At 42.8% G+C, this 25,540-nt stretch carries 22 protein-coding genes and 1 pseudogene; 14 read left to right on the top strand and 9 right to left on the bottom strand.

Annotation, left to right across the window (positions count from 1 at the left end; translation table 11 throughout):
* The 4 genes from IQ209_RS03910 to hrpB all read right to left on the bottom strand — a co-directional run bounded on the left by IQ209_RS03910 (position 1) and on the right by hrpB (position 8,371).
* On the bottom strand, positions 1-1,209 hold the full coding sequence (locus IQ209_RS03910) for a restriction endonuclease subunit S (protein ID WP_193849170.1): 1,209 nt from the start codon (positions 1,207-1,209) through the stop codon (positions 1-3).
* A complete protein-coding gene (locus IQ209_RS03905) occupies positions 1,206-2,762 on the bottom strand; it encodes a type I restriction-modification system subunit M (protein ID WP_193849168.1) in 1,557 nt (518 codons plus the stop codon). The genes IQ209_RS03910 and IQ209_RS03905 overlap by 4 nt, the downstream gene beginning before the upstream one ends.
* Before the next feature lie 600 nt (positions 2,763-3,362).
* Positions 3,363-5,840 (bottom strand): bifunctional glycosyl transferase/transpeptidase, encoded by a 2,478-nt coding sequence (gene mrcB, locus IQ209_RS03900; RefSeq protein ID WP_193849166.1) that lies wholly within the window; start codon positions 5,838-5,840, stop codon positions 3,363-3,365.
* Positions 5,841-5,878: 38 nt separating this feature from the next.
* Positions 5,879-8,371: an ATP-dependent helicase HrpB gene (gene hrpB, locus IQ209_RS03895; RefSeq protein WP_193849164.1), complete on the bottom strand. Its 2,493-nt coding sequence runs from the start codon at positions 8,369-8,371 to the stop codon at positions 5,879-5,881.
* A gap of 91 nt (positions 8,372-8,462) precedes the next feature.
* Here hrpB and sfsA point away from each other — a divergent pair, with 91 nt between their 5' ends.
* The 7 genes from sfsA to panC all read left to right on the top strand — a co-directional run bounded on the left by sfsA (position 8,463) and on the right by panC (position 14,674).
* Positions 8,463-9,173, top strand: coding sequence for a DNA/RNA nuclease SfsA (gene sfsA, locus IQ209_RS03890; RefSeq protein ID WP_193849162.1), 711 nt, complete (start codon positions 8,463-8,465; stop codon positions 9,171-9,173).
* 195 nt (positions 9,174-9,368) lie between these two features.
* On the top strand, positions 9,369-9,824 hold the full coding sequence (dksA, locus tag IQ209_RS03885; RefSeq protein WP_074019168.1) for an RNA polymerase-binding protein DksA: 456 nt from the start codon (positions 9,369-9,371) through the stop codon (positions 9,822-9,824).
* A 56-nt stretch (positions 9,825-9,880) separates the two neighbouring features.
* A complete protein-coding gene (gluQRS, locus tag IQ209_RS03880) occupies positions 9,881-10,759 on the top strand; it encodes a tRNA glutamyl-Q(34) synthetase GluQRS (RefSeq protein WP_193849160.1) in 879 nt (292 codons plus the stop codon).
* 312 nt (positions 10,760-11,071) lie between these two features.
* Positions 11,072-12,433, top strand: a complete 1,362-nt coding sequence (gene pcnB, locus IQ209_RS03875; protein ID WP_228005705.1) for a polynucleotide adenylyltransferase PcnB — start codon at positions 11,072-11,074, stop codon at positions 12,431-12,433.
* Between the two features lies 1 nt (position 12,434).
* Complete coding sequence (folK, locus tag IQ209_RS03870) at positions 12,435-12,917, top strand: 2-amino-4-hydroxy-6-hydroxymethyldihydropteridine diphosphokinase (protein ID WP_193849158.1); 483 nt, start codon at positions 12,435-12,437, stop codon at positions 12,915-12,917.
* A gap of 68 nt (positions 12,918-12,985) precedes the next feature.
* Complete coding sequence (panB, locus tag IQ209_RS03865) at positions 12,986-13,777, top strand: 3-methyl-2-oxobutanoate hydroxymethyltransferase (protein WP_193849156.1); 792 nt, start codon at positions 12,986-12,988, stop codon at positions 13,775-13,777.
* Between the two features lie 39 nt (positions 13,778-13,816).
* On the top strand, positions 13,817-14,674 hold the full coding sequence (gene panC / locus IQ209_RS03860; RefSeq protein WP_193849154.1) for a pantoate--beta-alanine ligase: 858 nt from the start codon (positions 13,817-13,819) through the stop codon (positions 14,672-14,674).
* Positions 14,675-14,743: 69 nt separating this feature from the next.
* Here the strand turns inward: panC and IQ209_RS03855 are convergent, their stop codons facing one another.
* Together IQ209_RS03855 and IQ209_RS03850 are read right to left on the bottom strand one after the other, a co-directional pair.
* The gene (locus IQ209_RS03855) at positions 14,744-15,514 is read right to left on the bottom strand and encodes an ABC transporter permease (RefSeq protein WP_193849152.1); all 771 of its coding nucleotides are present in this window, start codon (positions 15,512-15,514) and stop codon (positions 14,744-14,746) included.
* Positions 15,514-16,437, bottom strand: coding sequence for an ABC transporter ATP-binding protein (locus IQ209_RS03850; RefSeq protein WP_193849150.1), 924 nt, complete (start codon positions 16,435-16,437; stop codon positions 15,514-15,516). Before IQ209_RS03850 ends, IQ209_RS03855 begins: the two co-directional genes overlap by 1 nt.
* Before the next feature lie 185 nt (positions 16,438-16,622).
* Here IQ209_RS03850 and can point away from each other — a divergent pair, with 185 nt between their 5' ends.
* Entirely contained in the window at positions 16,623-17,276 is a 654-nt protein-coding gene (can, locus tag IQ209_RS03845; RefSeq protein ID WP_099131552.1) for a carbonate dehydratase, read from the top strand.
* A 97-nt stretch (positions 17,277-17,373) separates the two neighbouring features.
* Here the strand turns inward: can and hpt are convergent, their stop codons facing one another.
* Entirely contained in the window at positions 17,374-17,913 is a 540-nt protein-coding gene (hpt, locus tag IQ209_RS03840) for a hypoxanthine phosphoribosyltransferase (RefSeq protein WP_193849148.1), read from the bottom strand.
* 274 nt (positions 17,914-18,187) lie between these two features.
* Between hpt and IQ209_RS03835 the strand changes: the two genes are divergently transcribed.
* From IQ209_RS03835 to speD, 3 genes are all read left to right on the top strand, one after another.
* Positions 18,188-18,535, top strand: a complete 348-nt coding sequence (locus IQ209_RS03835) for a YacC family pilotin-like protein (RefSeq protein WP_193849146.1) — start codon at positions 18,188-18,190, stop codon at positions 18,533-18,535.
* Between the two features lie 118 nt (positions 18,536-18,653).
* On the top strand, positions 18,654-19,517 hold the full coding sequence (gene speE, locus IQ209_RS03830; RefSeq protein ID WP_193849144.1) for a polyamine aminopropyltransferase: 864 nt from the start codon (positions 18,654-18,656) through the stop codon (positions 19,515-19,517).
* A gap of 28 nt (positions 19,518-19,545) precedes the next feature.
* Positions 19,546-20,340 (top strand): adenosylmethionine decarboxylase, encoded by a 795-nt coding sequence (gene speD, locus IQ209_RS03825; RefSeq protein ID WP_193849142.1) that lies wholly within the window; start codon positions 19,546-19,548, stop codon positions 20,338-20,340.
* 81 nt (positions 20,341-20,421) lie between these two features.
* Here the strand turns inward: speD and IQ209_RS03820 are convergent, their stop codons facing one another.
* Positions 20,422-20,970: a cysteine hydrolase family protein gene (locus IQ209_RS03820; RefSeq protein ID WP_193849140.1), complete on the bottom strand. Its 549-nt coding sequence runs from the start codon at positions 20,968-20,970 to the stop codon at positions 20,422-20,424.
* 545 nt (positions 20,971-21,515) lie between these two features.
* On the opposite strand from IQ209_RS03820, the gene IQ209_RS03815 reads away from it, so the two are divergent.
* From IQ209_RS03815 to uhpC, 3 genes are all read left to right on the top strand, one after another.
* Positions 21,516-22,148: a response regulator transcription factor gene (locus IQ209_RS03815; protein WP_193849138.1), complete on the top strand. Its 633-nt coding sequence runs from the start codon at positions 21,516-21,518 to the stop codon at positions 22,146-22,148.
* A 3-nt stretch (positions 22,149-22,151) separates the two neighbouring features.
* Positions 22,152-23,729, top strand: a complete 1,578-nt coding sequence (locus IQ209_RS03810; protein ID WP_193849136.1) for an MASE1 domain-containing protein — start codon at positions 22,152-22,154, stop codon at positions 23,727-23,729.
* Positions 23,730-23,795: 66 nt separating this feature from the next.
* Complete coding sequence (gene uhpC, locus IQ209_RS03805) at positions 23,796-25,091, top strand: MFS transporter family glucose-6-phosphate receptor UhpC (protein ID WP_370588385.1); 1,296 nt, start codon at positions 23,796-23,798, stop codon at positions 25,089-25,091.
* 112 nt (positions 25,092-25,203) lie between these two features.
* On the opposite strand, the pseudogene IQ209_RS03800 reads toward uhpC, so the two are convergent.
* A pseudogene (locus IQ209_RS03800) lies at positions 25,204-25,367 on the bottom strand (IS1 family transposase); the annotation flags it as partial.
* Between the last annotated feature and the right edge of the window lie 173 nt (positions 25,368-25,540).

The following is a 25,540-nucleotide window of genomic DNA, read 5'->3' as shown; positions in this document are numbered from 1 at the left end:
TTACGCCTCTACCTCTGGTTTAGGAAAACTCAATAACAGATCGCGATAATATTCATATTGTTTTTGACGTAGTTCAATTTCTCGTGGTAGACCTTCACTAATGGAGCTAGTTAAAGCGTCGAATTTGTCTAGGATGGAAACTATACGCTCTTTTTCTTCTAGAGAAGGATTGGGAATGCTAATATTATTTAAATTCTTTTTATTTAGTTTAGGCTGTGCGGCGCCTGAGATATACGCTGTTAAATCAATATTATTTAGATAATATTCAACATATCTTCTCTCAGCATATGTCTCAAACTTGAGTACATGTGCGTGATTGTTTACCCAGCTTTTCCCACTAATACTGAATGCTATTGGAGTATTTCTTGCAACCAAATTTGCCCCGTCTTCGGAAACTAGTAAATAATCACCATCAAAAATATAGTCTTTGACATAATCGACAACACCCGACGCTCCGTAGTATGGAATTTCACCTGGCTCTCTTAAACCACTGGTTATCGGTTTACGCATAGAATCAAAATTCTCCGCAAGCCCCCCCAATGTCTTCCACTCCACCTCATCTTCTTCAAAACTTAACAATTGGTTGCGATAGTAGTTGTATTGTTTTTTGCGTGCGGTAAGCTCAGCTGTAAGCTCAGCTGTAAGCTCAGTAAAGTTGTCCAAAATGCGGACGATTTCGGTTTGGAATGCAAGCGATTTTTCTAGTTTTTCAGGATATGGAATAGGGATTTGGATTTTTGCTATGTCAGATGCAGAAACATCAATAACTTTTGCTCCTTTTGCATATTTCCTTTTTTCATTTGCAAATTCGGTTGTTTGAGTGAAATAAGCAAAATATTTCCCTAAGATAATTGGGCTTGGTTTGAAAATTGTGGCGTGTCCACCTGTAACTGCTTGTTGCTCGCCCAGATAAACCAGAGCCTTACCAACGTCTTCGAGGTTTTCACTTGTGTTTGTGATTACAACATCACCTGTATTAACCTTCCTTAATTTTTTGGCTAGCTCAGGCGAAACAAATGATTTAGTTTTTGTCGTAGACAAACCGTAATAAGTATAAATTTGTCCATAGTGAATTGCAGGCACACCGGTTTCGGTAAAATCTTTTTTTTGTAATCCATTACCACGAACTAACTCACCAATTTCTCCCAAGGCCATCCATTCCACCTCAACCCCTTGAAGCAATTTTTCCATAAAACTCATATTGCTCATGCCTTATTCTCCGTGCCTTCAATCTCAGCAATAATGGCATCAATATCCGCCCGCAGTTGATCGATTTTTTTAACAGTGGTCTTTAATTCGGCATTGAGTTTTGTAATATCAATTACTTCGCGGTTATCTTTAACTTCAACATAACTACTCACCGACAGGTTGTAATCGTTAGCAGCGATGGCTTCAAAACTGACTGATTTTGCAAAGTGTTCAACATCATCTTTACTGTCGAAGACCTGCATAATTTGTTCGATATGATTATCGGTGAGTATGTTGTTATTAGTTTCTTTTTTAAATAGAGAGCTTGCATCAATAAATTGAGTGGTGGTGTCTGTTTTGTGTTTAGACAGCACAAGAATGTTGACAGCAATGGTCGTGCCAAAAAACAGGTTAGGCGCTAATGAGATCACGGTTTCAACATAGTTGTTATCTACCAGATATTGGCGGATCTTTTGCTCAGCTCCACCACGGTAAAAAATACCTGGGAAGCAAACAATTGCCGCGCGGCCTTTGCTGGATAAATAACTCAATGCGTGCAGTACAAAGGCAAAGTCGGCTTTGGACTTCGGTGCTAATACACCAGCGGGAGCAAAGCGGTCATCGTTGATCAGTGTTGGATCATCACTGCCAATCCATTTTACCGAATACGGTGGATTAGAAACGATAGCATCGAAGGGCTTGTCATCACCGAAATGCGGATCTAGCAGGGTGTTACCTAGTGCGATATTGAACTTGTCGTAGTTAATATTGTGTAAAAACATATTCATACGCGCAAGGTTATAGGTGGTATGGTTAATCTCCTGACCAAAGAAACCTTCTTCAATAATGTGGTCATCGAAGTGTTTTTTGGCTTGTAATAGCAATGAGCCAGAACCTGCGGCGGGATCATATATTTTATTCACGCTTGTCTGCCCATGCATGGCAAGCTGAGCGATTAGCCTAGAAACGTGTTGTGGAGTGAAAAATTCACCGCCTGATTTACCAGCATTAGCCGCGTAGTTAGAGATTAAAAACTCGTAAGCATCACCAAACAGGTCGATTTGATTATTTTCAAACTGGCCAAATTTGAGTCCTGCTACGCCTTTTAATACAGCAGCTAAACGGGCGTTTTTATCTTTAACGGTATTTCCTAAACGATTACTGGTAGTGTCGAAATCGGCAAAAAGCCCTTTAATCTCGGCTTCAGATGGGTAGCCGCTGGCTGAGCTTTCAATAGCGACGAAGATGCTATTTAAGTCCTTGTTTAAATTATCATTTCTATTGGCATTCGCAGCGATATTAGCAAACAGCTGACTTGGGTAAATAAAATAACCTTTAGTTTTAATAGCATCATCTTTAATATCGTCAGTGATGATTTCATCTGAAAGCTCGGCATAGTTGATATTCGCATCACCGCCTTCAATGTAGTTTGCAAAGTTTTCACTTATAAAGCGATAAAACAGCGTACCTAGTACATACTGTTTGAAATCCCAGCCATCAACTGAACCTCTCACATCGTTGGCGATTTGCCAGATTTGACGCTGTAGTTCTGCGCGTTGTTGGGTACTTGTCATTGTGAAACTCCACTATCAATACGTTTAAATAGCCATTCGGCCTATAATCAGGCCGGTATTATAACGAGTAAAGACGCTCTAATCATTTTGAATCGCTACAAGTTCATTATCCCTATAATATATTGATATATATCATTTAAATTATAGAGTGAACAGTGGTGAACACTTTTTTATATACCAATTTAACTTCAAGATGCGTGTGATTTCTCCCCCCGCTTCGCGGGGAGAAATCAGGCTTCATACAGTGTTGTAAATGGCAACTTGAAGTTTAATGCATATATTTCTTTAAAAAATATTCGTGATTGGAGAAAATTACTCTTCTGGCCGGTTATCCCTTGCTACTTCAATATCCATTCGATAGTGGTTTCAATGTTCAGGCTCAGATTTCTGCGAATGCCGTGTTCGCTTTTTTTACGCAGTTGACCATACTCTGCTAGTGCACTCACACTGCTCTATCGCTTGCATTCATTGTTGGTCGTTACGACTACAAGAATTGCCCGCTACGTGTTTAGCGGGCACTCAGAAGAATATTGATGATTTACAGAGATAATCGTCACAGGCTTCATCCGTGGTTTTGGTGGATGATTTACCAATAAATTATCACTGACCAAACATCTCACGTAGCCAGCCAGGGGCTTCTTCTTCATTCTCCTCGATAGGCTGTTGTACCGATTGCTGGCACAGCTTCTGTGGATCATCAGTCCAAACCGGTAATACTCTGATACCGCTTCCTTCGCAGTTGAAACTGCCATCTTCATTGACTGACATATCCACAATACCTTCCGGTGGACGGTTATTCAGTTCCAGTGGCGTTTCATTATCCAGATAACGACGATAAATCGTCAGTGCGCCCGTCGCTCCGGTTAGGTTAGTTGGGCCGTTATTATCACGTCCAGTCCAGACAATCGCGACTTCTTTGCCATCAATGCCGGTAAACCAACTGTCACGCAGATCATTGGTTGTTCCGGTCTTGCCTGCCAGGTGATATTTGCCATATTTCCCTGTCAGGGAGCGCCCTGTACCTCTCTCCACTACCTGCTGCATACCGTATAACGTCAGATAAGCGGCCTGTGGCGGCACAACACGCTCTGCCTGTGGGTAGCTCTGGTAAATCACCGTACCATCTTCAGCAATGATGGAGCGTAACGCAGAAAGTTTCGCCCGATTCCCCCCGCTGGCTATCGTCTGGAATTCTTGTGCCATTTCCATTGGCGTTAGGTTAATCGCGCCTAATAACATCGCAGGGATTTGTTGGATCTCTTTCGCAGGAATACCAAGCGCAACTAACGTGCTGGAAATGCGGTCTAACCCAACATCCAGCCCTAAATTCACGGTCGGCACATTCATCGAACGCGCTAACGCGTCAATGAGCATGACACGCCCACTGAAAGTACGGCTAAAGTTCTTCGGTTGCCAGGGCTTTCCGCCCGCTTGAGGAATAGAGAGAGGTTCATCCGCCAGCCAGGTATTCAGACGATATTTATCCGGCTGGCTCAGTGCCGTCAGATACGTGGCGGGTTTAGCAAGGGAACCAATCAAACGACGGGCGTTTAACGCCCGGTTAAACCCGGCATATTGCGGCTGGGAACCGCCAACCATGGCTCTAACCTCACCGCTGAAACGGTCAACAACAACCATTGCCCCTTCCAGATCATCAACCTTGCGGGCTTTTCGCAGGGCAGCAACACCTTCTTCAACGGATTTTTCTGCCGCATCCTGCGAAACCGGATCGAGGGTAGTAAAGATCTTCACCCCTGACAAATCCTTGACTTTATCGCCCAGCTTTTCTTGCAATTCCTGACGAACCAATTGCATAAAGGCGGGCTGTGGCGTAATCACCCCGCTTTTCGGTTTTACCCCTAACGGACGAGCACTGAGTAGATCATACAGCTCCTGATCGATGATTTTTCGGTTCTGGAGGATTTTCAAAACAACATTGCGTCGCTCTAGCGCAGTTTTAGGATGACGCCATGGGTTATACCACGAAGCCCCTTTGACCATTCCCACCAGCAGCGCCTGCTGATCCAAACTCAGTTCATCAACCGGGCGACCAAAATAGTACAGACTTGCCAATGGAAAACCATGGATCTGCTCATTACCACTTTGTCCTAAAAAAACTTCGTTCAAGTACAATTCCAGAATACGATCCTTGCCATAACGAGCCTCTAACAGCAACGCCATGTACGCTTCATTCGCTTTACGGATCAAAGTACGTTCATTGGAGAGAAACAAATTTTTCACCAATTGCTGCGTCAGGGTACTGCCACCCTGAATTGTACGTCCCGCGATCAAATTAGCTAAAAATGCACGGGCAATGGAAAGCGGCCTGACGCCATCATGTTCATAAAAGTAACGATCTTCCGTTTCCAGCAAAGTCTGAACCAACAAATCAGGAAAGCCGGAGCGCGGGACAAACAGACGCTGTTCACCATTGGGGGATTGCATCATGGTGATCAATTTGGGATCAAGACGGAAAAAACCAAACTGACGATAGTTTTCCATGTTTTCAATGCTGGTAAGATGATTATTATCAAAGGACAACCGTGCCTGAATTTGCTCTTCTTTACCATCAGGGAAATCAAATGGGCGGCGTAACATCTCTATGTTATTCCCCCTGACGACAAATTCACCTGCACGGGTGATTTTTGTTACTCTTCGATATTGCATCCCCTCCAGCAGATGGATCATTTCGTCCTTGCTGTAATTCATGCCGGGTTCAAGATTGACCATCCGTCCGTACACCGCTGACGGTAAATCCCAAACTTTTCCGTCAATACGCTCGCGAATTTTGTTATCCAGATAGAAGCCATAAATAACAATGAGGACCGCCAGCACAATAAAGATTTTTAGCAGCAACCACAAAAACCAGTGCCCGCCTTTTTTAGGCGGGCGGGAATTCGCACCGCGGGCGTTCTTCCCTTTTTTAGTCATGACTTTATCCTCATCGTTGTCGTCAAAATTATCATTTTCATCATCATCATAATCATCCCGCCGATTGCGTTTGTTAGATGTTCGCCCACGACGAAGTCCTGATTTTTTACCCTTGCGTCCGATTGGCTGACGATCATCATCAGACATACCGAATTCTCCAAATGTGTATTAATTAACTGAAACCATTACATCTGCTTTTTCACGCGCCTGGTCGGTGCTGTGTTAGCAGGATCATCTGGCCATAAGTGTTTGGGATAACGCCCTTTCATCTCTTTTTGCACCTCACGATAAGTTCCCTGCCAAAACGCAGCAAGATCTTGTGTGATCTGTAATGGACGATGGGCAGGAGATAGCAACTCAATGACAACCGGAACTCGTCCTTTCGCCAATACTGGATTTTGCTGCTCCCCGTACATTTCCTGCATCCTCACTGACAATACCGGAGGTTTATCATGGAAATACTGGATGGTGATCCTGCTCCCCGTTGGCACAGTGTAATTAGTAGGCAATTCATTATCCAGTATTCGCCGTTGTTGCCAATCAAGCAATTCCATCAGGCAGGAGGACAGCTCAATCTGGCGCAAGCCTTTTAAATTATCAACACCATCCAGGGCAGGCAGCAACCACTGTTCAAGTGAGTTCAATAATGCTTCGTCATCAACCCCAGGCCAGTTCACTTCCGGTAGCCATTCTGTTGCTCTTTGCAGGCGAATACGCAACTGCAACGCCTCCTGTGACCAATTTAATGCCGACAATCCTTCCTGCCTGACCCAATTCAACAAGGCTTCCTGTAATTCCACTGCCGAAGGTTTTGCCAATGGCTGGGCTTTGACAATTAATCGCCCACATTGCAAACGCTTCCACGCCCGTAATGAGCCTTTATTATCATCCCACTCTACGGTTGTATGCTCAGTAAACAGATGAGGGTATTGCTTTATGGTCTGTTCAATCGCCAACGGACAGGCAAGCAAAACCTGTGCATCAGGATGGCTGTTTCCTTGATGTAATGTGGGAGTCACTAACCAAGCCTCTCCCGACAGCGGCTCTTCACGTTCCAGCGCTACCCCCAAACCATTGGCTAACTGAAAACGGCCAAGATTATCGCGGTTTTTAGCGATCCGATCTGGAAAACCCTGTACCAAGAGTTCAGGCACAAGATCCAATCTGAGGTTTCCAGCATGGCTTGTTTTATCCACTAGTTGATTTGTAAAATTTCTGACGAGCTGATTAGCGCGTTGCTGCCAGTGACGCTGATTCGCTGTCATCCAATAGAGCAAGTCAGGTTGTCCACGGCGCGGCGGCTCTTCCAAAATGGCAACCAATTTCGCTGCCGTTACCAATGCTGCACGGCTTTTGTCTTCTTTATCATCGCCTTCCTGAGCTGAACACAGTATCGCCGCCAAACGCGGTTCGCTGCCGAATTCCGCCATTTGCCAACCACGGGAAGTCAATTGCTGGTTGTCATCCAATGCCTTAAGACGCAGCAACAGGGATTCTGCAACCGCCAATGCAGGTTGTGGTGGATTGTCCAACCAATGAAGCTGGGAACTGTCACGACATCCCCACTGCAATAAAGAGAGCAGTAGGCCGCTTAAATCTGAATGCAAGATCTCCGGCTCGTTGTGTTCTCTGGCTCTTTCTGCCTGCTCCTGACTAAATAAATGCCAACAAACACCGGCCTCTAATCGTCCAGCCCGCCCTGCCCGCTGCACCATCGATGCCTGGCTGATGCGTTGGGTAATTAAGCGGGTCAGGCCACTCTTCGGTTCAAATCGACCAGAACGCTCTAGTCCGCTGTCTACCACTAGCCGAATACCTTCAATCGTCAGACTGGTTTCTGCAATATTGGTGGCAAGCACGACTTTGCGCATTCCCACTGGTGCTGGTGTTATTGCTTTGCGTTGTTCTGCCAACGACAATGCCCCATACAATGGACACAACAGCGTATCGCCATTGATCTTATCTTCCAATTGCAACATTACCCGCTGAATTTCCCCGGCGCCGGGCAGAAACAGCAACAACGATCCCGTTTCTTGCTGCAATAACCGCAATACCGCCGATGCAACTGATTGTTCAAAAGGTTGATGAGAAGGAAGTGGATGATATGACCTCGTTACCGGATAACTGCGTCCTTCTGACACAATCACAGGGGCATCGGGCAATAAAGCAGAAAGGCGCTGATTATCCAATGTTGCCGACATCACCAGAATACGCAGGTCATCGCGCAACCCTTCTTGTACGTCCAGTAGCAGTGCCAATGCGAGATCGGCCTGTAAACTACGTTCATGAAATTCATCAAGGATGACAAGAGAGACACCGTTTAATTCAGGATCTTGTTGCAGCATACGCGTCAGGATCCCTTCGGTCACAACCTCAAGTCGTGTTGCACCACTGACTTTGGTTTCCGAACGCATCCGGTAGCCGATGGTCATACCAACAGGCTCATTGAGTTGTTCGGCAAGACGCTCAGCCACACTCCGTGCAGCAATACGCCGCGGTTCCAGCATAATAATGCGCCCCGACAACTGTGTCTGCTGTAAAATTGCCAATGGCAATCCAGTCGATTTTCCAGCTCCCGTTGGCGCATGTAATAACACTTGCTGTGACGTTTGCAGTGCCGCAATAACGGAGCCCACGACGTCATAAATGGGTAATAAGTCACAAATGGGCAATGACAAAGGATCACCATAATGGATTAACTTTCAATGGATGCCATTGTAGCATTAGCGCCTTTGATTTCATTCGCCCACTGGTTATGAAGGAAAGTTTATGGAATTTTCACCTCCCCTGAAACCTGCTACCTTAATCCGCCGCTATAAACGCTTTCTTGCGGATGTCCTCACACCAGAAGGTGAAATACTCACTATACACTGTGCCAATACGGGGGCCATGACAGGATGTGCCACACCAGGGGATACCGTGTGGTATTCCACATCCGATAATCCCAAACGCAAGTACCCCAATAGCTGGGAACTCACACAAACCCAGGATGGTCACTGGATTTGTGTCAATACCCATAGAGCCAATGACTTAGCTTTCCAAGCTATTGAGAAAAATATCATTCCAGAATTATCTGGATATGAGCACATGGGTCGTGAAATTAGCTATGGCAAAGAGAAAAGTCGTATAGATTTATTGTTACAGTCAAAACAAAAGGTTAACTGCTATATTGAAGTCAAGTCAGTCACATTGTTACAAGAAAATTATGGGTATTTTCCTGATGCGGTCACAATTCGAGGGCAAAAACATTTACGTGAGCTATCATTGATAGCACAACAAGGCCAGCGGGCTGTTTTGTTATTTGCTGTTTTACATTCTGGGATCAGTCAGGTTGCAGCAGCAAAACATATTGACCATGATTATGCTTTTCTTTTGGAACAAGCATGCCAATCAGGAGTCGAAGTAATCTGTTATAAGGCCAGCATGACAGAAAACGGGATGGTTATAAGTGACAAATTACCTTTCGTATCAATGGGATAATTTGTAAACAAATCATACTGACGAGAGGGGTTTTGCAACATATTTAGGCAGTAAACATGCCTGCCTTCACACCATTGCAAAACTAATGGCAGGAACAATTGCCAACCTCGCAGTCATCTGCTATTTATAGCGGCCTATTTTTTTCCCCCTCTTGTCGGGGGGTCGTTTGATAGTGCGTGTGTAAGGAGAAGCATTATGCAAGAAGGGCAAAAACGTAAAACCTCGTCCTTGAGCATTCTCGCCATCGCTGGGGTAGAACCTTACCAGGAAAAGCCAGGCGAAGAATACATGAACGATGCCCAGTTAAAGCATTTCAAGCTGATTCTGGAAGCATGGCGCAATCAACTCAGGGATGAAGTAGACCGTACTGTATCTCATATGCAAGATGAGGCAGCAAACTTCCCTGATCCAGTTGACCGTGCGGCGCAAGAAGAAGAGTTCAGTCTTGAATTACGTAATCGGGATCGTGAGCGTAAGTTGATCAAAAAGATCGAAAAAACGCTGAAAAAGGTCGAAGAAGAAGACTTTGGCTATTGTGAAGCCTGTGGGATTGAAATCGGCATCCGTCGTTTGGAGGCTCGTCCAACAGCCGATTTATGTATTGACTGCAAGACGTTGGCCGAAATTCGTGAAAAACAAATGGCTGGCTAACCAATAGGGTTAAGTACGGCGCTAAATGCGCCGTATGCCCCTATGTTGAATCGATTATGACTCAATCCAGACATTCCTCGTTATATATTGGGCGTTTTGCTCCATCTCCTTCCGGCGATCTCCATTTTGGCTCTCTGGTCACTGCACTAGGGAGTTATCTGCAAGCCCGTGCCTGTCACGGAAAATGGCTAATGCGTATTGATGATATTGATCCCCCACGGGAAATTCCCGGAGCAGATAAGCGGATATTGCAAGCTCTTGAGCATTATGGGCTTTACTGGGATGGTGAAGTTCTCTATCAATCCCAGCGTCATGACGCTTACCGTGCCATCCTCGATCAATTAAAACAGCAAGGAGACAGCTATTACTGCACCTGCACCCGCCAACGCATCCAACAACTGGGCGGCTTTTATAATGGCCACTGCCGACATGTACCTCTGCCAGCTCACAACGCTGCAATTCGTCTAAAACAGCACCATCCGATTTATGGTTTCTACGATAAATTGCAAGGCTATATCACTGTGCCTACGAAAATGGCTGAGGAAGATTTCATTATTTATCGCAAAGACGGTTTATTTGCCTATAATCTTGTCGTTGTTATTGATGATAACTATCAAGGTGTCACTGAAATTGTCAGAGGAGCTGATTTAATTGAACCCACGGTTCGCCAGCTGTCTCTGTATCAGCATTTGAATTTTGCAACACCAGATTATGTGCATTTACCTCTCGTGTTAAATAAAGAGGGAAATAAACTGTCTAAGCAAAATCATGCCCAGCCGATCCCATTGAGCGACCCAAGACCATTGCTTATTGATGCGTTATCATTTTTAAATCAGCCCACTATCGCAGGCTGGCAGGATCTCACAACAGATCAATTGCTACAGCAAGCTATCGTCGGTTGGAATATAAACGCGGTTCCGCCAAAAAAAACCTAGCTAATAGACTAAGTTAAATAAACTCTTTCTATTGATACTGTAAGCATTCTCAAAAAATGTCCAGTAAGTTATGATTGGCGGCTGTTTTTTGTTTTAATTGATCAGTCACTACCGAGGTGTACCATTTTTAACCGAGTAGCAACTTTCTGCCGTAATTTATTAATCCGCGATCACAGAACAAAGCGCGTTGCACCGGCAGTCAGTGAAAGGCCAGTCACTGTATCTGACCATTCTGCTCAAACAGAGAGCAGTCCTCCGCGTAAACGCAGCAGAGGGAATCATTCATCTTCATCACATGCCGAAAACGACAAAATGAAGAAAAAATCTGTAAGGGCAATGCCTTCGGACTCCCCGATCACGGTGATCCCACGCGACCAGCACCCTATTTCACGCAAGGACATCAGTGATAATGCCTTGAAGGTTCTGTATCGCCTAAATAAATCAGGTTTTGAAGCTTATCTGGTCGGAGGCGGAGTTCGTGATCTATTGCTGCACAAAAAACCCAAAGATTTTGATATAGCAACCAACGCTACACCTGAACAAGTTCGCCAACTGTTCCGTAACTGTCGCCTTGTCGGTCGTCGTTTTCGCCTTGCCCATATCATGTTTGGCCCTGATGTGATTGAAGTTGCCACCTTCCGTGGGCCACATGATCAAATTGAAAACAATGACCGGAGCCAGTCACATAAAGCTCAAAGTGGCATGTTACTGCGGGATAATATTTTTGGTTCAGTAGAAGAAGATGCGGTTCGTCGCGATTTCACGATCAATAGCCTCTATTACGGCATTGAAGATTTCGCACTGCGAGATTACGTTGGTGGCATGGCCGACTTGAACGCAAGTATCATTCGCCTGATTGGTGATCCAGAAACGCGCTATCGGGAAGATCCCGTGCGTATGCTACGGGCTGTCCGTTTTGCCAGCAAACTGGATATGACTATCGAGCCAGCTACCGCTGAGCCTATTCCGCGCCTGGCATTTCTGTTGAAAGATATTCCAGCGGCACGTCTGTTCGAAGAATCTCTGAAACTGTTACAGACAGGACAGGGTTACAAGACTTATAAACTGCTGCGCGAATATCATCTGTTCCAGCCACTGTTTCCGCTTATTCAACCGTGTTTCACCCAACGTGGTGATTCATCAATGGAAAAGCTGTTAATACAAGTGCTGAAAAATACTGATTTTCGCTTACAAAGTGACAAGAGAGTGAATCCCGCTTTCTTATTTGCGGCTATGTTATGGTATCCATTGATTGAACATGCGGAAAAACTGACACAGGAAGGCGGGTTACAGTATTACGACGCCTTTGCGTTAGCAATGAATGATATTCTTGATGAACAGTGCCGCTCCATTGCGATCCCGAAACGCCATACTACAACCATGCGCGATATCTGGTTGCTTCAGCTTCGCTTGCCGCGTCGTCAAGGAAAACGAGCGAATAAATTAATGGAACATCCGAAGTTCCGTGCTGCATATGATTTACTGGAATTGCGCGCCAGCATTGAACCACGCCATGAACTGAGAGAGCTGGTACAGTGGTGGACTGAATTCCAACAGTCAACATCCTCACAACAGCGCGAAATGATATCCGACCTGGGCAGCGAACCCATTCGCCGCAGGACACGCCCCCACCGTGGTGGACGCGTTCGCCAGAACAGGAACAACGGTTATTAATATGACTCAAGCCTATATCGCCATTGGCAGTAATCTGGCCGACCCTTTGCAGCAAGTCAATAATGCACTTGCTGCCCTGAAAAAGATCCCTGATACCACTTTTATTGTTCGATCATCTTTCTACCGAACCAAACCAATGGGACCCCAGGATCAAGGCGATTACCTCAACCTTGCCGTCGCATTGGAAACCCAGTTATCACCAGAAATATTGCTTGATCACACCCAAGCGATCGAACTGGAACAAGGACGCGTTCGTAAGGACGAACGCTGGGGGCCAAGAACACTGGATTTGGATATCATGCTGTTTGGTAATCACATCATCAACACCGAACGCTTGACGGTTCCCCATTATGGGTTAAAACAGCGTGAATTCATGCTTTATCCACTTGCAGAAATTGCACCAGACCTTGTGTTTCCCGATGGAGAAACGCTGGCAGAGCAATTAAAAAAAGTGCCAGAAAATGGCCTGACGCTTTGGTTGTAGCTTGTAGTTAAAGAAGCGACTTGAAAAACAGAGGGTACAACTATTCAGGAGATATTCAGGAGAAAATGATGAAACCAACAACCCTGGCTGATCTCAGTCAGTTAAAAAAAGAAAAGCGCAAATTTGCAACCATCACCGCTTACGATGCCAGTTTCGCCCACCTTTTCGCTGAACAAGGCATTAACGTCATGCTCATTGGTGATTCACTTGGCATGACCATACAGGGATTTGACTCTACCCTGCCTGTTACCGTTGAAGATATCTCTTACCACACCCGAAGTGTTCGCTCTGGCGCCTCTCATACTTTTCTCATCGCGGATATGCCTTTCATGAGCTACGCAACCCCCGAACAAAGTTTTGACAATGCGGCTGCACTAATGCGTTCTGGTGCCAATATGGTCAAAATTGAAGGTGGAGATTGGCTATGTGATACCGTCAAAATGCTGACCGAAAGAGCTGTCCCCGTTTGCGGCCATTTAGGTCTGACACCACAATCAGTCAATGTACTCGGTGGCTATAAAGTTCAGGGACGCGATGAATCTTCAGCCCAAAAGCTATTTGACGATGCTATTGCTTTGGAAAAAGCAGGTATGCAACTGCTGGTGTTAGAATGTGTTCCGACTGCACTGGCGCAACGTATCACCGAATCGCTGGAAATTCCGGTTATTGGCATTGGGGCAGGCAATATGACTGACGGTCAAATTCTGGTTATGCATGATGCCTTGGGTATCACCGCAAGACCCCCCAAATTTGCCAAAGACTTCCTCAAAGAAACTGGCAATATAAGAGATGCCATCCGCCTATACATTGAACAAGTAGAAAACGGCGCCTATCCCGACCAGGCACACTCATTCAACTGATTATTCTCCAGCATGACGACTAATTAAAGGAGTACAGCAATGCTGATTATAGAAACGATCCCTATTTTACGCCGGGAAATCCGTCGCTGGCGCCAAGCGGGCAAACGTATTGCCTTCGTCCCTACGATGGGAAACCTGCATGATGGTCATATGGCGTTAGTTGATACCGCCAAAGCACAGGCTGACGTTGTGATCGTCAGCATTTTCGTCAACCCGATGCAATTTGATCGAGAAGACGATCTGGTCAATTATCCTCGCACCTTGCAGGAAGATTGCGAAAAACTGAGCCGTCGCAATGTCGAATTGGTATTCGCCCCTAATGCTAACGAGATGTACCCACATGGTTTAAACGGCAACCAAACTTTTGTCGAAGTACCCGAACTTTCTTATATCCTTGAAGGTGCCAGCCGACCAGGACATTTCCGTGGCGTCACTACCGTTGTCAGCAAATTGTTTAACCTGATCCAGCCCGATCTGGTTTATTTCGGCGAAAAAGACTTCCAGCAATTACAGATTATCCGCAAGATGATTGCAGATATGGCTTACGATATTACATTGGTTTCCGTACCTATCGTCCGTGATAAAAATGGGTTAGCACTAAGTTCACGTAACAGCCTTCTGTCCGCTGAAGAGAAAAAAATTGCGCCCTTGCTGAATAAGGTTATGCAATGTATGACAGAAAGGCTGAAAAATGGCGAACGCGATACTGAACGACTCATTGAACTGGCCTCTGCACATTTGCGGGAAGAAGGCTTTATGCCAGATGAATTATTTATCCGTGATGCAGAAAACCTGATGCCATTAACGGCACAAAGTAAAAAAGCGGTGATCCTGATGGCTGCATGGTTGGGACAAACACGACTGATTGATAATCAGCAGGTTGATTTGGCTGACTGATTTTAATTGTGGGATATGTGTATATCGCCACTCCGCCGCCATCAACGGCGGAGTGTATTAAATTTTAGCTTAAGTTCTTAGCCCTCGCCCTGACTCAATGAGATACCAGGCCAATAGATAAAATCCAACAATGAAGATCCCCAACATACCTAATGTCATCGCCAGAGAAACATCCATAATACCGAGAAAACCATAACGGAAGCCACTGATCATATAGACGATCGGGTTAAGCTTTGACACTATCTGCCAAAAAGTAGGCAACAGGGTAAGGGAATAGAATACGCCCCCCAAATAGGTCAACGGTGTCAGAACAAATGTTGGGATGATACTAATATCATCGAATGTTTTCGCAAAAATGGCATTCAATAGCCCCGCCAACGAAAATAAGATTGACGTTGCCAGTAAAGTGATCACCACCATTCCCCATGAATGTATCTGCAACGGTACGAATAATAGGGAAACCAATGTCACCAGAATACCAACGCATACCCCACGAGCTACCCCTCCCCCAATAAATCCAGCAATGATGACATGGGTTGGAACCGGAGCAACCAGCACTTCTTCAATGCTGCGCTGGAACTTAGCACCAAAGAAAGATGAAGAAACGTTAGCGTAAGAGTTGGTGATCACTGACATCATGATCAATCCAGGCACAATAAACTGCATATAACCCACTCCCCCCATTTCACCAATGCGGGAACCGACCAGATTGCCGAAGATAACGAAATAAAGGGACATAGTGATCACTGGCGGCAGTAATGTTTGTACCCAAATACGACCAAAACGGGTGACCTCTTTAATCCAAATAGTTTTCAGAGCCACCCAATATAGTTGGATCATTACCTATCTCCTTGATTATTATTGGTTAATCCGACAAACAGCTCTTCCAGACGATTCGCTTTATTACGCATGCTACTGATTTGTATGCCCTGTGTACTTAACTGGGAGAAAACATCATTTAATCCCTGCCCACGTTTTACATCCACTTCCAGTGTTGCTGCATCAATCAGACGGTAGTCGTAGCCTTCAACAACAGGCTTTGCTTCTTTTGGTAATAAATCCAGCAAGAATGTTTCACTTTCAAGTTGGCTAAGCAGGTTTTTCATGCTTGTATTTTCCACCAGCTCACCATGTTGGATAATACCGATGTTACGGCACAGCATCTCAGCTTCTTCAAGATAGTGGGTCGTCAAGATGATCGTGGTTCCCTGCGCATTCAATTCTTTCAAAAATTCCCACATAGATCGGCGCAGTTCAATATCTACTCCCGCTGTAGGTTCATCAAGAATCAACAATTTTGGCTGGTGCATTAAGGCACGGGCGATCATTAAACGCCGTTTCATACCACCAGATAAACGAATTGCCCGCTCGTTACGTTTTTCCCATAGATCCAATTGAGTAAGGTAGGTCTCTGCCCTTTCCTGTGCCACATTGCGCGGAACACCATAATACCCCGCCTGGTTTAATACAATTTGGATCACCGTCTCGAATGGGTTGAAATTAAATTCCTGTGGAACAAGGCCGAGTTGCCGTTTAGCATTAACGAGAGCCGTATCAATATCGTAACCAAAGACCTTGACCTTACCCCCACTTTTATTAACCAAGGAACTAATAATACCTATCGTGGTGGATTTCCCCGCGCCATTTGGCCCTAAAAGCGCGTAGAAATCGCCTGCTTCTACACACAAATCAATTCCCCGCAGCGCTTTTACTCCACTCTCATAGACTTTCGTGAGCTGCCTCAATTCCAATGCGTAAGCCATAAGTAAAAAATACCTTTATTATTTGCTATTTCTGACTGCTGAAAAATAGAAATTATGCCATTATTTTCCCCCTATTTCTTAGCAATGGTAGGGGGTAAAATAAAAAACATTCTTCAATTAAATATTAAATTCTCAATTAATGTTGTATATGATTCTATCTCAAAAATGTTATCAGGCTATTCGTTATGATGAGAAAAATTGAAGAGCTGTTTGCCAGGAACAAACAGTGGTCAAAGTCCGTAAACGAAGAAAACCCAGTTTTTTTCAAGGAATTATCAAAAGCGCAAAAACCTCATTTTCTGTGGATAGGCTGTTCTGATAGCCGCGTACCTGCCGAAAAATTGATTGATGCAGCCCCCGGCGATCTTTTTGTTCATCGAAACGTCGCTAACCTCGTTATCCATACCGATTTAAACTGTTTATCTGTTGTACAATATGCCGTAGATGTTTTGCAGGTTGAACACATCATCATCTGTGGTCACTACGGTTGTGGTGGTATTGAAGCTGCCGTGGATGGCACTGAATTGGGCTTAATCAATAACTGGCTGCTCCATATCCGTGATTTGTGGTACAAACACAGCTCCATGCTTGGTGAGTTGCCTCCTAACGACAGGCTAAATCGCCTGTGTGAATTGAATGTCATTGAACAGGTTTACAACCTTGGCCATTCAACCATTATGCAATCCGCATGGAAACGCGGGCAGAAAGTGATGATCCACGGTTGGGTATATGGATTGAAGGATGGTGAGTTACATGATCTGGATATTACCGCTGACAGCCGTGAAAAACTGGAACTCAATTACCGTCAGGCTATTTCCAAGTTATCCCAAACAAAATAATCGTTCGAAAGACAATCTATTAATTAGAAAAGTAAATGGCAGCAAAAAAGCTGCCATTTACTTATACCGTATTGATTATTTCTGCTTATCGCAAATATTAATCTTCCAGCAAGGTGACATGCCCGATATAAGGCAGATGGCGATAATGCTGTGCATAGTCAATGCCGTAACCGACAACAAATTTATCTTCAATGGAATAGCCAATCCACTCAACGGGAACATCGACTTCGCGACGAGAGGGTTTGTTCAACAAAGTACAAATCGCCAGTGAATTAGGCTCACGCAGCGCCAGAATCTCGCGGATTTTGTTCAGTGTATTGCCTGAGTCGATAATATCTTCAACGATCAACACATCTTTACCACGAATGTCTTCATCCAGATCCTTGAGGATTTTCACATCGCGGGTAGAACTCATCTCATTGCCATAGCTGGATGCCGTCATAAAATCCACTTCATGGGGAACCTGAATTTCACGGCATAAATCTGCCATAAAGATAAACGACCCTCTCAACAGGCCAACCAACACTAATTCACGATCGCTATTACGATAGTGCTCTGTAATCTGTTGCCCCAGCTCAGCAATACGTTGCTTAACCTCCTGTTCGGAGATCATTACTTCTACAATATGTTTCTTCATTAATATAACCAGTTGATTTTATTCAAAATAATCACAAGTCAAACCCAAAAATGAATGTGACTATTTACATACCGCTCAATAGCATAAGCTCACCGAGCGCATAAAATAACACTCTCTGCCATCAGAACAAACCTGTTCGTTAACATACAACCCGATTTTCTCACTGGCAGAAAAAACGGTAATTTTATTAAAATGAAGCAAATAAAGTTTGGCTAACAAAGATATTAATATGTTAATTTAAGTAAAATGGTAGAAAATCAGTATAATAGAAATTATGCAAAAAATTGCCTTATTCGCGTACATTCTGGCTCTGTTTAGTTTTGCTCAACCAGCAACAGCGCTGTCTGAGAATGAAGCTGAAGATCTCGCCGATCTGACAGCCGTCTATATCTATCTAAAACATGACTGCGGCTATAACCAAATCCCAGATTTTCAAATTAAGCGTACAATTATCTATTTTGCCCAACGTAACAAATGGGATCTCAGTAACTATAATAGTCAGTTAATGCAAGAATTAAATCAATTAGGTTACAACGACTTAAGGGGAATCAACCTGCCACGTGAGGTTAAATGCCGTTCTCTTGCAAAGAACTCCCTCAGCCTGCTCTCTTATATAAAATAATTCCTTTTGGATACTTCCAAGATTAATTTCATGTTGAAACTAAGTGACAGCTATGTGAGTTATTGGCTACTATGTGCACCCAATGCCGATGAATATCACAATGGAGGAATGGCGAAACATGTCACAAAAAGAAATTTGGTATGAAACGTTACATCCCCATTTCGGTCAGTATTTCGCAGTTGAAAACGTGCTTTATCACGATAAAACAGAACATCAAGATCTCATCATTTTTGAAAATACAGAACTAGGTCGCATCATGGCACTTGATGGTGTGGTTCAAACCACAGAGTGCGATGAGTTTATCTATCATGAAATGATGGCCCATGTACCACTATTTGCTCATGGCCAAGCCCAAAAAGTGTTGATCATTGGCGGTGGTGATGGCGGGATGCTGCGTGAAGTTTGCCGTCATCACTATCTCGATAATATTACAATGGTAGAAATTGATGCTGGTGTAGTCGAATTCTGTCGCCAATATTTGCCAAACCATAACGCTGGAGCCTATAACGATCCCCGTTTCAAGCTGGTGATTGACGACGGTGTTAATTTTGTCAAAACCACATCTGAAAAATTTGATGTTATCATTTCTGATTGTACCGATCCTAATGGGCCAGGTGAAAGCCTGTTTACTTCTGACTTCTATGCAGGCTGTGCTGGTTGCTTAAACGAAGGTGGTATTTTTGTCGCCCAAAACGGTGTCTGTTTCTTTCAGCAGAATGAAGCCGTTAACAGCCATAAAAAGTTAAGCCACTATTTTACTGACAGCAGTTTTTATCAGGCCGCCATTCCAACCTATTACGGTGGGATCATGACATTTGCATGGGCAACCCAGAATTCTGCCTTGCGTCAGGTACCTCTGACAACGCTACAACAACGCTTTGAAGATGCGGCCATAACCTGCCGTTACTACACACCCGCCGTACATGCAGGAAGTTTTGCACTGCCGCAATACTTACTAAATGCCCTATCTGGAAACCAATAATCACCCATTAACCGGGAGGTGAACTAAATTGCGCAAACTGAAATTGCACGGCTTTAATAATCTAACAAAAAGCTTGAGTTTCTGTATCTATGACATCTGTTATGCAAAAACGAAAGCCGATCGCGACAGTTATATCGCGTACATTGATGAACAGTATAATGCGACCCGCCTAACTGAAATTCTCAGTGAAACCTGTTCAATCATTGGTGCAAACATTCTTAATATTGCTCGCCAAGACTATGACCCAAAAGGAGCGAGCGTTACCATTTTGATTAGTGAAGAACCCATTGCCCCCAAGCGGGTGGATAATATGGAAAATCCTGTCCTACTCCCTGATGCTGTCGTCGCCCACTTGGACAAGAGCCATATTTGTGTGCATACCTATCCAGAAAGCCATCCAGATGGTGGTATATGTACCTTCAGGGCAGATATTGAAGTCTCAACCTGTGGTGTTATTTCTCCTCTTAATGCTCTGAATTATCTGATTTATAAATTGGAATCTGACATTGTGACAATGGATTATCGTGTTCGTGGTTTTACCCGAGATATTAATGGCGTAAAACACTATATCGACCATGAAATTAGCTCCATCCAGAATTATGTGACAGAAGAGATCCAATCTCAGTACCATATGATTGACGTAAATATTTTTCAGGAAAATCTCTTCCATACTAAAATGATGTTGAAAGAATTTGATCTGAATGAATATTTGTTCAATACCACAGCTGAAGACCTGAATGAAACGGAAAAGAGGGAAATCATCCGTTTACTTAAGAAAGAGATACAAGAAATCTATTATGGTCGAAATTTACCCGATCTATAACTAATTGAATTCAGCCTGATCTATTTGACTGGCAGAATATCAAACTGCCAGTCATTCATTTTTTATCAAACATAGCACTCTTCATTTTAATAGCATACCTAACTCGGTACTTGTGATAATTTTGGCACCATAAAAGGTTTTTAAATAATCAAGAGCGGCACCATGATCAACCCCTGGAAAAACACAGACTGCATCGGACAATACGGTGATGTTATAACCTCGAGTAAATGCACCATAGGCGGTATGACGGACACAGCAATTTGTATGCTGCCCTGTCAACACAACTTCTGTAACACCATATTGTCTGAAAACATCTTCCAGAACGGTATCATCAAAGGCACTATAAAAACGTTTGGGGGAAATAATTTCACGTTCTGAGCCAATGGGGGCCAGTGCATCGACAACTTCAGCTCCCCACGCTCCTTCCATAGCATGCTTTCCCCAAATATCTATTTCTCGATCATCTGCATGATGGGCATCATTAGCATATATCACTAACCAATCCAGCCTATTTCTTGCATAATTAATCGTTCGTTGGATCACTGGGATAATTTCTATTGCCTTCTTTTCATTGGCGAGAACACCTGTTACGAAGTCATTCAACATGTCAATTATGATAAGTGCTTTCATCTTTAAGACCTTTTTTGTGTGTTATACGTAATTTTTCCGAAAAATAACAATGGAAAAACAATAAAGCGTACCTGATGATGTAATAATATTGCCTCCCATAGAGAAAAAATATCCAAAAAAATTTTATAGGAGAATCTGGCATAGCTAGCCCCTATAAAGGGATTATGGTAAATTTTTTTCATTCCAGTTACCATAAAATAACATATGAAATATAATAATGAAAATACACACAATCACAGTGTAATTTTTTCATTAAATTCACCAGTTTCATTTAATAAAGCAAAAAACACCATTTAATATTAATGAATGCTTTTGTTTTTTATGGAAAATCAATAAAAATAGAATTCATTATTACTATATGGAGGTATAGGAACGACAATAAAAAATAATAATAACCAACTGAAATCAATATAATTTATCTGCCTTAAAATAAATTTTGTTATCTAACTAACAAATTTAGTTTATTTATTTGCATGAATTTTATTTTATGAACATTATGATATCTAAATGATTTATAATAAAACTCCCTACGACATACAATAAAAATGACGATAAAAATTGCTCTCATTGATGATCATGTTGTTGTCCGTTCAGGTTTTGCCCAATTATTGACACTTGAAGATGATATTATAATCGTTGGTCAATACAGCAGTGCCGATGAAGCATGGCCGGATTTACAAAGAAAAACGATTGATATCGTCATCATGGATATCTCCATGCCCAACGAAAGTGGCCTACAGCTTCTGACTCGGCTTCGTCCCACCAGCCCAAATTTTCGTACGATCATGTTAAGCATTTATGACACCGCTGCGCTTGTGCAAAGTGCACTAGATTCAGGTGCACGCGGTTATTTGACGAAATGCTGTGGGCCAGAGGAATTAGTACAAGCCGTCCGGTTAGTCCATCAAGGAAACATTTATCTTTGTGCTCATGCACTGAAAGCACTTCGCCAAAAACCTCAAGAAATTACAGCACTACACGCTCTGACACCAAGAGAAAGAGAAATTTTTACCTTATTAGTCGATGGGAGCAGTGTAAAAGTAATTGCTGAGCAACTTGAACTTAGCCACAACACAGTTCATGTCCATCGAGCCAGAATTTTAGATAAATTACAATGTAATACCACTATTGATCTAGTTCATTATGCCCTCAAGAATCAAATCATTACGACGAGTTAAACAATGAATGAAAAATTTCTCTTCATTTTACAATCACTATTCCTCTGTCTATTTTATTCACTGATTTGGATTTCATTATGGGTAATTAGTTTTTATTTTCACAATAGTGGACTACAGGCGACACTATTTTTACCCCAAGGGATACGTTTAGTATTTATGACCTTACTGGGGCGACGTTATCTTCCAATTCTGCTGATGAGTGAAATTAGTATATTACTGTGGCTAAAAAGCGAACAACTTATTATATATCCAATCATTTTACTTTCCCCATTTATTAGCTTGATCCCTGCACTCATTATTCAAAAAATATGGTGGAATTATTCTCTTTATTGGCAACAGCTTTCTATTTTATTAGCGGGCGTTATCATTAATAGCCTTTTACAAATTTTATTTTTAAGCTTTTCGTTACCTGATCAAATCAGCTTTATTTTTCTCTCTTCCTTAACTGGCGGATTTTTACTCTCTCCATTCATTTATCTGATTTATGTTTATTTATATGAGAAATATTGGAAGAATCAGCATACTAAAGCTGATATAGCCGATCCACAATTAAGAACATCTTTGCTGATGTGGTGTTTCCTGTTTAGTTTGCTGGGAATAAGTGGCCAATATCTTCTATCCTCGGAAATAGAGTGGTTACTGTCAATTTTAGTCTTTATTCCTAATATATTTATGGCTTATCATTATGGTTGGCAAGGTGGTGTTCTCTCCGCATTATTAGGAAGTTTACTCGTCACTTCTGCCCGTCAATTCAATGGTTCATTCAGTGAATTACAGGAATTGGAGATTTTTTTAACCACGCAAGCTTTATTAGGGATAGGGCTTGGCATTGCCATCAGTCGCCAGCAACAATTAGCAGGTAGCCTAACCTATCAAAAACAATTGGCAAATAATTTAAACCGTTATCGTGAACGACTAGAAAAAGAGTTAGCAACACGCCATATCTTGATGCAAAAATTAGTACATACAGAAGAAGATATTCGTAAAAATATTGCCAGAGAACTTCATGATGCCATCGGACAAAATATAACGGCCATTCAAATCCAATCTATGCTAATAAAACGGACTTCAACGTTGGCATTAGCTCAGAAATCTGCCGAACAGATTAATCACCTCTCCCAACAAATACATCAAACAACACGTCAACTGCTGCGTGAGCTTCGCCCACCGGCACTTGACGAAATGTCTCTTGAACAATCAATTCATCATTTAATAAATGAATTTGCTTTCGAAGAACAAAACATTTGTTGCCATTTTGATTATCAGTTACCACATACTCCCAGTGATAACACGATCACTCTGACGCTTTATAGGCTGATTCAAGAATTACTGAACAATATTAGTAAACATGCTAACGCTGACCAAATAAACATTACATTAAAGCAAAAAAGAAATTTAATCGTGCTTCAGGTTGACGATAACGGTATTGGTATTATTGATGATAAAAAAAATACAGGATTTGGGCTTAAGGGAATTGAAGAGCGTGTCCGAGCGCTTGGAGGCCATTGGAGACTCAAAATCCAACAAGGAACCCATGTCAATATATATTTACCAGTAGATTCAGGCAGTAATACTGAATAACAAAATATCCTCTTTAGGACAGCTAAAGCAACAACGACTATTCGTATCTTTTTTATGGAGGCACTTATGCAAGGCACCAGCCATGAGCAAATATCACAACATTATCGTTATTGGCGAAGCCATTTGCTCATATCAATGATTATAGGCTATGCCGCATTCTACCTAACTCGCAAAAGTTTGAATATCGTTATGCCCGCCATGCAACTGGAATTGGCTCTTAATAAAAATGATATTGGATGGATAATCAGTTTGTTTTACCTTGCTTATGGCAGTTCAAAATTCTTTTCCGGCATTTTCCATGATCATACTGGTTATCGCTGGTTCATGGGGGTAGGGCTATTAATGACAGGCGTACTGAACATTATTTTTACCTTCTGCTCATCATTGCCTTCCCTATTATTTGTCTGGACGCTGAATGGCTTTTTTCAAGGATGGGGATGGCCAACATGCGCTCGACTTCTCACTCACTGGTATTCTCGTAATGAGCGAGGTTTCTGGTGGGGCTGTTGGAATATATCCATCAATATAAGTGGTATTTTTCTGCCACTATTGTCTGCATTTTTAGCCAATTATTATGGCTGGCGCGCTGCATTATTTGTTTCTGGACTTATTAGCATTGTGCTTGGAATTTGGTTATGCCGGAGAATGCGGGGAACTCCAGAGGAACATGGTTTACCTAGCGTAGGGGATTGGCGACAAGATACCATGGAGCTACGACAAGAACGGTTGTCTTTACCCATGCCTATGATAAAAATCTTTAAGGAAACCATTTTATTCAACCGTACCATCTGGCTCCTTGGTTTTTCTTATATTCTCGTCTATTTCATTAGGATCGCAATTAATGACTGGGGTAATTTATGGTTATTAGAAAAACATGGAGCTAACTTACTGAATGCCAATGCCACACTGTCGCTATTTGAACTGGGGGGGTTATTAGGTGCTCTTTGTTCTGGATGGAGTTCTGATTTATTATTTCGCAGTCAACGTACACCCGTAATTCTACTATTTTCTCTTGGCCTTTTCTTTTCTATGGCCGCACTCTGGTTAATTCCTATAAATAATTACGTATTATTATCTATCTGTATTTTTAGTATTGGTTTTTTTGTATTTGGTCCTCAAATGTTAATTGGTCTTTCAGCAACTGAACACTGCCACAAAAAAGCGGCAGGTACGGTAACAGGATATTTAGGATTGTATGCCTATTATGGTGCCGCAATTGCTGGTTGGCCATTAAGCCAAATCATTGACCACTATGATTGGACAGGCATGTTTGCCTTACTGACTCTTGCAGCCGCTGTGATGGGATTATTACTGATGCCAATGTTAATGGCTGACGTCAGTAAAGAGTATAAAACAGACTGATAACAGAATTACCGGTGATGTATTCAAGGTATTGATTGGTCTTAAACATAACATTTTCTTTCGATGAAAGTGCCGATCATTTTGTCATGCATTTTAGGGGATGTTGTGTAAACCGTTTTCCGAAAGTATGAGCGATGATACGCTTCAAGCGGGGGGATTCCCATGCATACCCTAACTAACGTTGCTGTTTTTGTTCCCGACAAAAGACCCGATCTCATCAACTTCGTAGATAAATTGAATTTCCACATTATCCAGAAGAAGCGTTGTCACCCTTCTCTAATCTTTAATGGTACATCATTTATACCCATCCAACTTCAAGATGCGTGTTATATTTCCCCGCACGGTAGGGAAATATAAGGCTTCATATCGTCTTGCGGATTACAACTTGAAGTTTGTCGAGTATATTATTATGGATAAAAAATTTCGCACTATTTGATGCCATTACAAAC

The sequence above is a fragment of the Xenorhabdus sp. BG5 genome (assembly GCF_015163665.1).
Classification (GTDB): domain Bacteria; phylum Pseudomonadota; class Gammaproteobacteria; order Enterobacterales; family Enterobacteriaceae; genus Xenorhabdus.
The sequence above is the reverse complement of the archived record's forward strand: the minus strand, read 5'-3'. Positions and strand labels throughout refer to the sequence as shown.